This is a genomic window from Flavobacterium galactosidilyticum, from assembly GCF_020911945.1.
Classification (GTDB): domain Bacteria; phylum Bacteroidota; class Bacteroidia; order Flavobacteriales; family Flavobacteriaceae; genus Flavobacterium; species Flavobacterium galactosidilyticum.
On record NZ_CP087135.1, the window covers coordinates 653,734 to 665,963 of the forward strand.

The window sequence follows — 12,230 nt, forward strand, 5'->3', positions numbered from 1 at the left end:
TTTTATTCGTGGTTTTTATCCCATTTTATTTTTACTTTCCCGTCTTCATCAATGGCAAGCAAATGCAATACAATTCCATTGTAACGCTTTTCAGCTCGCTCTGCTTTGTTCTTTATTAGTTGGTCATTTTTTGGATTTCTAAGAGGAATAGTCATCGCTAAATTTGTACCACTGCCAAATGAGTACACTCCATTAACATCTAAATTTATAACATTAGAACTTACTTTTAGCTCATTGACATTCACTAATTCGCCATTTATCTCGAACCCGCCTGACAACGTCCTGAAAATTATATTATTAACATCTCTAAAAGGAAAAGCAAACTTTGCGACATTAGTAATAGGTTTAAAATTAATCAATGCTCCTTGATTCACATTAAACTGAGCTGTACCTGAAAGAGAATTGGTTTTCAACTCTCCGCTTGCAAGTAACTTTCCTTGTACTGACGCTGAGGCCGTTAAAAATCCTTCTAAATTATTAGGTTTGAATGATACAATGCCAAAATTATTTACTGATGTTAAGAATTTAGCAATATTAACTTTATTAATTTTAGTATTTGATTTCAAAATAAAGTCATTTTTATAAGGAGCTAATTTCCCTTCAAACGAAATGTTTCCGCCCGAGCTTTCTACAGAGCCGTTTTTTACAATTACTTCGTTGTTGACTAGTAAAACCGTAGCTTTAGCATTAGTTGCTTCTAGTTTACTATACACCATTTTGTCCGCTTTCAAAGAAAGTAAAACTTGGCATTTTTCAATAACAGAAGTCATTTCTCTAGAAAAATTATCTGCTGTAGTTTTCTTTTTTGGAACTTGCTGACCAGAGTTTGTGATAATCCCAACAACTTGTTTCACATCCAGAAACGGTGCGTAAATATCCCAATCGACAACCATTTTCTCTGGACTATCATAATATAAAGTCAGGAAATTATTTATTTTTCCTTCCATTAATACATTATTTCGACGGTCTTTAAAATTAATTTTTTTTATTAAAAGCGCTTCTTCTGTAAAATCTAGGTGAACATCTGTTTTTACGAAAGTAAGATTGCGAGGACCATATTTTGCAACAGCTCCCTTAACGTCTATTTTTCCAGTGAAGAGCGGCTTTTTAATTTTCAAGTCCATGACATTGAAATTAAAATCTAAACTCACATTAGCTTTTCCGCCAGAAAAATGTACTAAATCCTTCGATACAATTTCATTTAATTGAGCAATATCAAAATTTGATTTGAAACTACCAGCAGCTACGGTCTTTTCAAAATTTGAAATTACACCCTGAGGAATTGAGAATGGAATTGTTTTATATTTTCCAGAAAACTCAGTGATTACAATTGTAGAATTAGCATCATTGCAACCATCTTCTTTACTATACTGATTGGTGAAGTTGGCATTAAAACTACAATCAGCTATAAGTCCATCCGGTATTTTTAATTCATTGTTTTTAATTTTTGTAGCCACCTTAATTTCTGGATCACCGGTGGAGTTCATATCGCCCACAATTGTACAACTTACATTTATAGGATCTTTTAGATTAAATTGATTTGTCTTCTAACTAATATTTGCACTTAGCAAGTCAGAGGCATCTTTCCATAAAATTTTTGCTTTTATAGCAATATCAAATGGGGATGTATTTTTATCCAAGCTAAAATTCGCTTTAACGTTAAAAAGGTCTTTGCCAATTAAAAGTTTTTCAGCACTAACACTAATTTGATTTTTTACCAGTGAAAAATTAACTTTCAAAATTCCTTCAACAACTTTATCTTTAATAAAAGTTCCCCTCTGCGCATTGAAAGCCATGCTCTTGGCTATCGTTTTTAAGTAAATATTGGTATTCCAGTCGTCAGTTTCAAAATCTATTTTACTTTTCAGTGCAATTACATCAAAATCAAACAACTTATTTCCTAGTTGGTTTTCAGAGATGAAATGTACTTGCTCTAAAATAATTTGATTGACGCTAGAAGTCGTCGCACTTTCAGAATTCTTTTTTTTGGGTTTAGCCTTAAAAATAGCCGTATTTACAAGACCATCTTTCCCTTTAAACAAATGTAATGTAGCATTGTGGATTTCGATCTTATCAATATTTATTTCATTTGTAATCAAATCTAACAGATCGATTCGTACTTCAATTTGTTCTGCCTTTAGCAAAGTCCTTTTATGCACAGTCCACAAACTGTCTTTTAATTCCACTCGGCTTAAAGCCAAAGTCATATTCGGGAAACCCTTTAGGAATTTGTATTTTACATCTCCAATATGAATCGTTCCAGTAATATTTTCATTTATTTTATTATTAATTTGAGTAGTAATCTTAGCCTTATTATTATTAAAATAAACAGCTAGAACGACAATTGAAGTCGATAAAATGATAAAAACGCCCAAAAAGAAAAAACCAATCCTCTTGATTAATTTCCTAAAACTTTCAGTTTTACTATATGTTTGCATGCGTTCCCATAATTGATTCATATCTATCAGTAATTTAAAATACAAGGTAACTAAAAATATAGGAAGCTGAAATGAATTATATAAAAAATGAATTTGCAGCGTAAATCATCACCAACTTAAAAGCTATAAGTTTTTTTTTACTAAAAGATTAATTAACAATAAACTGAAAGAGAACGCCTTTATTAATTTAACTTGTCGATAATAGCATCTTATATTTAAATTTTGAGCCTAAAAACTAGCAAGATCATTACATAATGTACTAGCATTATTTCATAATTTTTGGATTCAAATGCCTTAATAATTGTGGTAAAAAACCGGTAAAATCAAAAATAGGCACCCTATAATATTGCTAATGAGCAATATATAAAATATTTTTAGTTATTTTACAGATAAAATATACGCATCAAACCCTACTAACAAAAATACCACTCTCTAAACACTCGTAGTGAGATAGTGTATTTGATGTATTTTTGTACGTCATTTAAAAAATTCTTTGCGAATTAAAATTTGAATTATGAAAAAATTTTGCCTATATATAGTACTCATTGTTTTTATTCTACCATTAAGTTTTGTTTCGTGTAAAAAGAAAATAGAAAGCGATCCAGTAAAAATTCCTGCGAGTATTAACACCCTCGAAGTTGCTTTTGACAGCACGCAAATAAGCACTTTCTTTCAGAAATATCCGAAACTTAAAACGTATCAAAATGATGTAGAAAATTTATACAGAAAACATAATTTTCATTACATCTGGTTTGATAAAGATGGCTTAAATGAATTTTCTGGCATACTTTATAACAAAGTGAATAATTTGAGTTCAGAGGGAATTGAAACTGAGATTCCTTATAAAACTAAATTTGACACTATATATTACAATCCTGGAAAAAATAAAAAAGCAAGTGTGGATACTGAATTATTAAGTTCATCACTTTACTTTTTTTATTCCAATAAAGTGTATGAAGGAATTGACAAGCAAAAAACAATTGATCTAGAATGGTTTTTACCTAGAAAAAAACAAACTTACGTTCATTTTTTAGACTCTTTATTAATCAATCCTTCGTTGATAAACAAGGAAGAAAAAGGCGTGTTGAAACAATATTATCTTCTGAGAGATGTGTTGCAAAAATACCAAAAAATAGAAAAAAAAGGAAATTGGAGCACTATTGAATTAGACCCCGCAATAAAATCCTTTAAACCCGGTGATAGCGCCACTACAATTGCACAAATCAGAAAATATTTATTTCTTACAGATGCGATTTCTAGCGATTCTAAAAGTATCGTTTACGATTCGGATTTAGAAGCCGGTATTTTAAATTTTAAAAAGAGTAGCGGAAGTCCTGTCAATAATATAATTCTTCCGCAGCATATCAAGTACATGAATGTGCCTATTACGGAGCGTATAAAGACGATCATGGTTAATATGGAGCGCTGCCGATGGATATCAAACGACATTACTAAATCAAAAGAATTAATAGTGGTTAACATTCCCGCATACGAATTAACTTTTTTTAGAGACGGAAAACCAGAAGTAAAGTCGAAAGTAGTTGTAGGAAAGACCGTTAACAAAACAGTCATTTTTAGTGCTCCCATGAAGTACATTGTATTTAGACCCTACTGGAATATCCCTACCAGCATTTTAAAAAAAGAAATTCTGCCTGGTATTGAAAAGAATCCAAATTATCTCGCACAACATAATATGGAATGGAATAAAAATTCCGTGCGTCAGAAACCCGGCCCTACAAATTCATTAGGACTGGTAAAGTTTCTATTCCCTAATTCCAATGATATTTATTTGCACGATACACCCTCTAAAAGTTTATTTAACAGAGATAGTCGAGCCTTTAGCCATGGTTGTATTCGTGTGGCTAGACCCAGAGATCTTGCGACCGCAATTATGAAAAATGATCCCAAATGGGACGCGGAAAAAATAAATGCTAAAATGGATAGCGGCGATGAGTATTGGTACACTTTAAAAGAAAAAATTCCAGTTTACATCGGCTATTTTACAGTTTGGGTAGATACGGAAGGTTTAGTACATTTTTATGATGATGTATATAAAAGAGACGAAAAATTAGCCGCTCTATTATTTGAAAATAGAGAAGATTTAAAAACAGCGGAATAACATGTTGTTTAGTTGTTTGAAATCTATGCTAAAAGAAGTTTATACTAATTAAAATCGTGCATGTAATAAAACTTTAATTTCTCGTAATGCTGTTTTGAGTTTATAAAATCTCATGTAGATAAAAATAAAAAAAATGACACTATCATTTAGTAAGACAGTGTCATTTTTCATTTTAAACAATTTCTAAAACGAGAACTATTTAATACGTTTTCTTTTTTTCGAAAGTTGTTTCTAGTACTTTTTTAATTTTATCTAATGCTCCGTGAAAAGCTTTTTCAGTTGTATCTGCATGATTGGTAACTGCTACAGGCGTCATATTAACTGGACGAGCCTCGATAAGACATCGCTTATCATTAACTCCAGATTTATCTCCGTTTTCATCTCCAAGATGCACTTCTAAACGGGTTATTTTATCTTCAAACCGTGCTAAAGTTGTTTTTAATTCTTCCGCAATGTATGTTTTTAAACGTGCGTGTCCTTCTACATTATTGTCTGTGTTGATTTGTACTGTCATGTTTTATATATTTAATGATTGTCTCTCAAATTTACCGAAACCTTTACCAAAAACCTCATGAATTAGTAAAAAATTATGACTATTAATGGCAGAAAACAGCGGTTTTAAAGAAAGAAAATGGATTCTCATTTTTTCTTGAAATACAAAAAAAGCATACCAGATTAATCCTCCATATCTAATTATTGAAAAACAAAAAAACGCTACTCTTTCGAATAGCGTTTTTAAAAATTATAATTGTTTAGAAACTGGATCGCATAGCCCTGATGGAAACGGCATCCTGTTGTGGCGGGGTTCGCAACAACAGATATAGTGTACAGCAGGAATCAGCTCCTAAAACTAATCCAATTTAGGCAATAGAACCACTCCCATATTGTATAATGTGAATGCTTGAATATCTACGTTTTCCTGAATGGTTGCCGCTACAGATTTTCCTGCTCCATGTCCTGCGTTAATATCAATTCGGATTAAAACTGGATTTGATCCCGTTTGTTTTTCTTGTAATTCAGCCGCAAACTTGAAACTATGTGCTGGTACAACTCTATCATCGTGATCTCCTGTAGTAACCATCGTAGCCGGATATTGAATCCCTTTTTGAATGTTGTGTACTGGAGAATATGCTTTTAGATAATTAAACATGTCCTTGTTATCTTGAGCTGTTCCGTAATCATAGGCCCAACCTGCTCCTGCGGTAAAAGTATGGTAACGTAACATATCTAGTACGCCTACTGCTGGCAAAGCAACTTTCATCAAATCTGGACGTTGCGTCATGACTGCTCCTACAAGTAAACCTCCATTTGACCCACCACGAATGGCAAGATAGTTTGACGAAGTGTATTTCTCTGCGATAAGGTATTCTGCCGCTGCGATGAAATCATCAAATACATTTTGTTTTTGCATTTTAGTTCCTGCATCATGCCATTTTTTACCATATTCTCCTCCACCACGTAAATTTGGTACTGCGTAAACACCGCCATTTTCCATCCAAACGGCATTGGCAATACTAAAACTTGGCGTCAAACTGATGTTAAATCCACCGTATCCGTACAACATCGTTGGATTTGTTCCATCGAGTTTCAATCCTTTTTTATGAGTGATAATCATTGGGATTTTAGTTCCATCCTTAGACGTATAAAACACTTGTTTAGACTCATATTCCTCACTATTGAAATCTACTTTTGGTCGTTGATACACGGTAGAAAGTCCCGTAGTTGCATCAAATGAGAACGTAGAACCTGGAGTAATATAATTAGTAAACGAATAATACAATGTATTTTCTTTTTTCTTCCCACCAAAACCACCTGCAGTTCCTACTCCAGGCAACTCAATTTGACGAATTAGTTTTCCAGAATAATCATATTGTTTCACCACTGAAACGGCATCTTGCATATAATTAGCAAAGAAATAACCACCACCAGTTGAAGTAGCTAATACATTCTCCGTTTCTGCAATGAAGTTTTTCCAATTTGCTGGTTTAGGATTATTTACATCTACAGTTACGATGCGTTTGTTAGGTGCATTGAAATCTGTATCTATGAATAATTTTGTCCCTTCATTTTCAATGATATTGTTACTACTCTTGAAATTATCAACAATAGTCACAATAGGGCTATTCACTTTTGATAAGTCTTTAATGTACAATTCATTTCCGTACGTAGAATTAGCCGCTGTAATCACTAAATAACGATTGTCATCAGTAACGCTTCCTCCAACGTAACGGCGTTTTTTATCGGCACCAAAAACAACTTTATCCGTTTTTTGTGCAGTACCTAATTTATGAAAATACAGTTTGTGTTGATCTGTTTTTGCTGACAGTTCGCTCCCTTTTGGTTTATCATAACTAGAATAGTAAAACCCTTCGTTACCTTTCCAAGACACACCACTAAATTTTACATCTACAATAGTATCTTCTATGATTTTTTGAGAAACAGCATCCATAATGATGACTTTTCTCCAGTCACTTCCGCCTTCTGAAATAGCATATGCTACTTTAGAACCATCTTTAGAAAAGTCCAGTCCACCTAGTGAAGTAGTTCCATCTTTAGAAAAAGTATTAGGATCTAGGAAAATAGTTTCGGTTCCATTAGCATCTTTTCTATACAATACCGATTGATTTTGCAAACCATTATTTTTATAATAATAGGTATATTCGCCTTCTTTAAATGGCGCACCTATTTTTTCATAATTCCACAATTTTTCCATTCGTTGTTTTACTAAATCACGAAATGGAATTTGAGATAAATAATTGTAAGTTACTTCATTTTGAGCTTTTACCCAAGCACCCGTTTCAGCCGATTTATCATCTTCAAGCCAACGGTAAGGATCCGCAACTTTACTATCAAAATAGACATCGACCGTTGTGCCCTTATTCGTTTGTGGATACTTCATTGTATTTGTTTTTTGACCTTGACCAAAAGTTACCAATGTAGAAGACACAGCCATAATTAAAAAAGTTTTTTTCATTAAATTCTGTTTTTTAGGTTATTACAAAAATAGGGAAATAGTTAGTGTTGTTCTTGTCGAATACTCATAAATAAAACTAAAATAAGCACTGAATTTTGGGAACAAACGCAAGTGTTCAGAAAAAATTAGCCACGAATTACAAGAACAACACTAATTAAGATTATTAATTATTACACAAATCTGTTAATTAGCATAAAATTAGTTTTTTTATAAATGCTGAAATTAACGTGATTAGTGTGCTTTGTGGTATGTAAAATAAAAAGAGCGTTTATCACCTACTATTCTATTGAACACAACTTGTTAAATTATTTTACAAATTAAAGTTTACTCCCAAAACGATGTTTCTTCCCATATTAGGAATATCATCCGTTTTAAGTCGGGAAAGGTGTGCAATATATCTTTTGTCAAGCAGGTTATTCCCGTTTACATTCACGTCAAAGATAGTTTTACCTAATTTCACCGTTCCTCCAAAGCCTAAATTGACTAAAGAATATCCATTCGAACTTGTTTCAAAACCACTGACATTCTTTTGATTGAAAGTGCTAGAAACATTCAATGTAGCAAATCCTTCTTTCAACCAATTTTTAATTTTAAATTCAGTTCTAATCGTATTATCCCAATTATTAGCTGGAATTAGTGGTAAGTATTCTTTATTTTGTTTTTTGCCTGTTACCGTTTCAAAACTAGTTTCAAAGTGTAACCAATCTAATGGATGCGGGTGAAAGTGCAGACCTACTTCTCCACCATACAGTTTAGCGTTGTCCTGAATGTAATCGAAAACTAGATTGCTATCGAGAATTTCTCCAGTCGCTGCAGTGTAAATATAATTGTTGATATGATTGTAAAAACCATTTACAAAAAATTCAAAATGACTGTTTTTGTATTCTAAATTTACATCTGTTTGTATATTTTGTTCCGTTTTCAAATTGCTATTTCCTACTTCATAACGGTTTGTTCCCTCATGAACTCCATTAGAAGTTAATTCCGCTAAATTAGGTGCCCTAAATCCTGAAGCTACATTCAAACGCAAAGTCAAATCATCAGCTAAACTGGTTTTGTATCCTAAAGAGGCATTAAAGCTGTCATAGCTTTTATCAATAGCTTCAAAAGAACCTTCTTCGCCTGCAATTCCTTGCGCATCGGTACTAATCTTTCTATTGTCAAAACGAAATCCTGCCTGTAAAACATTGGATTTCCACTCGTAATTAGCCGTTCCAAAAACGCCAAAATCATTAGTAATTGCATCTGGAATTAGATATTCCTCTCCTGAATTTCTATTGGTTTGGTGCATTCCTTGAACTCCAACGATTGTTTCTATTTTCCCTGTTTTTGGCAAATGGTATTTTACATTGTAGTTGAAGGTTTTCAATTTCATGTGCAACGCTGCCTCATTACTATCTTCAAACTCACTTCGATCATTAGCAATATATCCTAAATCAAGATCTAGTTTTGAATTCTTAAAATAAAGTATAGAATTTAAACTTAACAAATGGTTGAAGATTCCTTGCTTAGGAAAATCCGTTTTCTTGCTTGTGGTTTGTTCTACAATTCCATCTTCCGGAATTCCTAAGTCCAAATTATTATAATTGTATCGTAACACACTCGAAAAATTAGAATCACTGTAGCCAATTCCAGTTTTAAAATCCGCTTCATTATATCGCGTATTAGTTACTCGGTCACCATCAGCAATTTTATAATCAGAATGCGTGTTATAGCTACCGCGAGTCATGAATTTCCAGTTATCAGTAGAGGTTTTCAGCCCCAATGAAGAACTACTCCCTTGCGTATTCGAAAAATATTTTTGACTAAAATTAGCTTTAAATGTATTAGCATTAGCAAATTTTTCTGGGTTAAAATACAAAACACCGCCCAACGCATCCGAACCGTATAATAAAGAGGCTGGTCCCTTGATAACCTCAACACTTTCTACTCCAGAGTCATTCAAACCCAAACCATGTTCATCACCAAATTGTTGATTTTCTATACGAACACCTTGAGAATACACCAAAACACGATTACCACTCAAACCACGAATTACCGGTTTCCCGATTGATGTTCCAGTAGAAACCTGTGAAACTCCGGGAATCGTAGCCAACCCTTCTATCAAAGTGGCAGTTCCTTTTCGTTGTAAGTTTTTGATGCTTTCATGCTCCACTTTCATCACGTTTTGGGACTGAATTTTATTAAAAGCAGTTGAAACGATGATTTCATCCATTTCGAAGATAGTTTCCTCTAGAATAATATTAAGTGTACTTTCTTTTGCTATACTACTTATTGTTTTGTTTTGGACTCCAAAACCTATAAAAGTAAAGCTGATTTTTAAATTTCTATTAGGCAAATTAGAAAACATATACTTTCCGTTTTCATCCGTTGCAGTTCCTTTGTTTAATTCTGATATATATACTGAAACTCCTTTTAGAGGTTGGTTTCTTAAATCAGTTACGGTTCCTGAAATTGAGTTTTGCGCTTGAAGCATAGCAGAAATGCCCATAAATAGGGCTATGATAATTTTTTTCATTAAAAATGAGTATGGTATTCCTCGAGCCTGCTTTCTTAAAAAAGATAGTGCCGACAATGGAATTATTTAGTAAATACGAAAGTATCCGTCAATATCATGTCAATGATGCTGAAGGAAAATAAAACTACTTTAACAATTTACTGGGGGACCGCGAAGGTAATACGTACCGGCAGAAAACGAAATAATAGTTTCTGATACAATACTAAAATAAGGAATTTCTCCAATGTTCGAGTATAATTGATAGGAATAATCTATTGGAGAAATGTAACTACTCAAACCGAAATGACAAACATAACAATGATCTAAATTGTGATGCTGATGCGTTATCTCAGTACCAGAAACATTGTACTTATGATCGCAATGTTTTTCGGAAATTTGTTTTGAAAAATGCTCATAAGTATGCACTGATTGAAACAGCATCGAGAACAATACTGTAAAAATCAGAGAAAGACTTAATATGAGTTTGTTTTTCTTCATCTTCGGCAAATGTACTAAAACAAAAAACTACAACCGTAAAAGTTGTAGTTTTTTAATAGTATCTTAATCTATGAATAATTACACCAAATGATTTGCAACTAAATATTCAGCAATTTGTATCGTATTTGTAGCAGCTCCTTTTCTTAAATTATCAGCTACAATCCACATATTTAATGTGTTTTCTTGGCTTTCGTCACGACGAATTCTACCTACAAAAACAGCATCTTTTCCTTGTGCATACATCGGCATTGGATAGGTAGAAGTGTCATTATTATCTTGTACAACAATTCCATCTGTATGATGCAAAATGTTTCTCACTTCACTTAAATCAAAATCATTAGAGAATTCTACATTTACCGCTTCACTGTGCCCGCCCACAATAGGCACACGAACAGCTGTTGCCGTAACAGCAATCGTGTTATCACTTAATATTTTTTTAGTTTCGCGAACTAGTTTCATTTCCTCTTTCGTGTATCCATTTTCTTCAAAAGAATCACATTGTGGAATTGCATTTCTGTGAATTGGGTATTTATAAGCCATTTCACCTTGAACTCCTGCATATTCATTTTCCAACTGTTGTACCGCTTTCACACCTGTACCGGTAATCGATTGGTAAGTAGAAACAATAACGCGTTTGATATTATATTTTTTGTGCAAAGGAGCCAAAACTAAAACCATTTGAATAGTTGAACAGTTTGGGTTCGCAATAATTTTATCTTCTTTGGTTAATTCATTAGCATTAATTTCAGGAACAATCAATTTTTTAGTAGGATCCATTCTCCAAGCTGATGAATTATCAATAACTGTAGTTCCAGCTGTAGCAAATTTAGGAGCCCATTCTAATGAAGTATCACCACCAGCAGAGAACAAGGCAATATCTACTTTCATATCAACAGCAGTTTGCAAACCTACAACAGTTAGTTTTTTTCCGTTGTATTCGATTTGCTTTCCTACTGATCTTTCAGAAGCAACAAGAATCAACTCATCATTAGCACCAATAAAATTTCTTTCTGCCAACACTTTTAACATTACTTCACCAACCATTCCGGTGGCACCAACAACTGCTATTTTCATAGTATATATTTATTATTGAATATAAAATTTGAAAGGCAAAAGTAAGTAATATTCAAATCAAAACAAGCGCGTTAACAAAAAATAACAAAATGTTATACATATAACATCGCCATAAAAAACCACGCTAGAAGGCGTGGTTTTCAAGATTATTTTAAACAAGATTATTTTTTCAATAAATCTCTAATTTGAGTAAGCAATTCTTCTTGAGTAGGTCCCGCTGGAGCAGCAACCACAACCACTTCTTTCTTTTTTGCTTTTTCAGCAGCTCTTAAAACAATAAAAACAAACAATGAAATAATAACAAAATTAATAACTGCCTGCACTAAATTACCATAAGTAATTACAGCAGCTCCTGCAGCTTTAGCAGCATCAAGTGACGCATAACTATTTCCATCAAGTGTAACAAATTTTTGCGTAAAGTCTATCCCACCTGTTAATAGACCTACAATTGGCATTATAACATCATCAACAGCTGATCCTACAATTTTACCAAATGCTCCACCAATAACAACGGCAGTGGCTAAACTTAACACATCGCCTTTCATTAAAGATGCCTTAAAATCACTAAAAAACCCCATAATTTTCTTTTTTTCGTTAAAACTATTATAATTTGCTCCTAACAAAAATAGT

General features: G+C 32.9%; 9 protein-coding genes. 1 reads left to right on the plus strand and 8 read right to left on the minus strand.

Going from position 1 to position 12,230, the window contains the following annotated elements; genetic code table 11:
• Window positions 1-2: 2 nt before the first annotated feature.
• Both LNP27_RS02945 and LNP27_RS02950 read right to left on the minus strand, forming a co-directional pair.
• The gene (locus LNP27_RS02945; protein ID WP_229943024.1) at window positions 3-1,487 is read right to left on the minus strand and encodes an AsmA-like C-terminal region-containing protein; all 1,485 of its coding nucleotides are present in this window, start codon (window positions 1,485-1,487) and stop codon (window positions 3-5) included.
• A 60-nt stretch (window positions 1,488-1,547) separates the two neighbouring features.
• A complete protein-coding gene (locus LNP27_RS02950; RefSeq protein ID WP_229943025.1) occupies window positions 1,548-2,459 on the minus strand; it encodes an AsmA family protein in 912 nt (303 codons plus the stop codon).
• A gap of 493 nt (window positions 2,460-2,952) precedes the next feature.
• On the opposite strand from LNP27_RS02950, the gene LNP27_RS02955 reads away from it, so the two are divergent.
• The gene (locus tag LNP27_RS02955) at window positions 2,953-4,557 is read left to right on the plus strand and encodes a L,D-transpeptidase family protein (protein WP_229943026.1); all 1,605 of its coding nucleotides are present in this window, start codon (window positions 2,953-2,955) and stop codon (window positions 4,555-4,557) included.
• A gap of 199 nt (window positions 4,558-4,756) precedes the next feature.
• Here LNP27_RS02955 and LNP27_RS02960 read toward each other — a convergent pair whose 3' ends face one another.
• The 6 genes from LNP27_RS02960 to mscL form a co-directional block, all read right to left on the minus strand.
• Window positions 4,757-5,071 carry an HPF/RaiA family ribosome-associated protein gene (locus LNP27_RS02960; RefSeq protein ID WP_229943027.1) on the minus strand — a complete coding sequence of 105 codons (315 nt, stop codon included), beginning with the start codon at window positions 5,069-5,071 and terminating at the stop codon, window positions 4,757-4,759.
• 336 nt (window positions 5,072-5,407) lie between these two features.
• Window positions 5,408-7,510 (minus strand): prolyl oligopeptidase family serine peptidase, encoded by a 2,103-nt coding sequence (locus tag LNP27_RS02965; protein WP_428979015.1) that lies wholly within the window; start codon window positions 7,508-7,510, stop codon window positions 5,408-5,410.
• A gap of 331 nt (window positions 7,511-7,841) precedes the next feature.
• A complete protein-coding gene (locus tag LNP27_RS02970; protein WP_229943029.1) occupies window positions 7,842-10,049 on the minus strand; it encodes a TonB-dependent receptor in 2,208 nt (735 codons plus the stop codon).
• Window positions 10,050-10,178: 129 nt separating this feature from the next.
• Entirely contained in the window at window positions 10,179-10,526 is a 348-nt protein-coding gene (locus LNP27_RS02975) for a hypothetical protein (RefSeq protein ID WP_229943030.1), read from the minus strand.
• Between the two features lie 78 nt (window positions 10,527-10,604).
• Complete coding sequence (locus LNP27_RS02980) at window positions 10,605-11,600, minus strand: aspartate-semialdehyde dehydrogenase (protein ID WP_229943031.1); 996 nt, start codon at window positions 11,598-11,600, stop codon at window positions 10,605-10,607.
• A 161-nt stretch (window positions 11,601-11,761) separates the two neighbouring features.
• Entirely contained in the window at window positions 11,762-12,178 is a 417-nt protein-coding gene (gene mscL, locus LNP27_RS02985; RefSeq protein ID WP_229943032.1) for a large conductance mechanosensitive channel protein MscL, read from the minus strand.
• Window positions 12,179-12,230 lie beyond the last annotated feature (52 nt).

What these genes read in the sequence shown, in the direction of transcription:
- mscL (WP_229943032.1), bottom strand. Translation starts at nt 12,178, where the DNA reads ATGGGGTTTTTTAGTGATTTTAAGGCATCTTTAATGAAAGGCGATGTG.
- LNP27_RS02980 (WP_229943031.1), bottom strand. Translation starts at nt 11,600, where the DNA reads ATGAAAATAGCAGTTGTTGGTGCCACCGGAATGGTTGGTGAAGTAATG.
- LNP27_RS02965 (WP_428979015.1), bottom strand. Translation starts at nt 7,510, where the DNA reads ATGGCTGTGTCTTCTACATTGGTAACTTTTGGTCAAGGTCAAAAAACA.
- LNP27_RS02975 (WP_229943030.1), bottom strand. Translation starts at nt 10,526, where the DNA reads ATGAAGAAAAACAAACTCATATTAAGTCTTTCTCTGATTTTTACAGTA.
- LNP27_RS02945 (WP_229943024.1), bottom strand. Translation starts at nt 1,487, where the DNA reads ATGAACTCCACCGGTGATCCAGAAATTAAGGTGGCTACAAAAATTAAA.
- LNP27_RS02970 (WP_229943029.1), bottom strand. Translation starts at nt 10,049, where the DNA reads ATGAAAAAAATTATCATAGCCCTATTTATGGGCATTTCTGCTATGCTT.
- LNP27_RS02955 (WP_229943026.1), top strand. Translation starts at nt 2,953, where the DNA reads ATGAAAAAATTTTGCCTATATATAGTACTCATTGTTTTTATTCTACCA.
- LNP27_RS02960 (WP_229943027.1), bottom strand. Translation starts at nt 5,071, where the DNA reads ATGACAGTACAAATCAACACAGACAATAATGTAGAAGGACACGCACGT.
- LNP27_RS02950 (WP_229943025.1), bottom strand. Translation starts at nt 2,459, where the DNA reads ATGAATCAATTATGGGAACGCATGCAAACATATAGTAAAACTGAAAGT.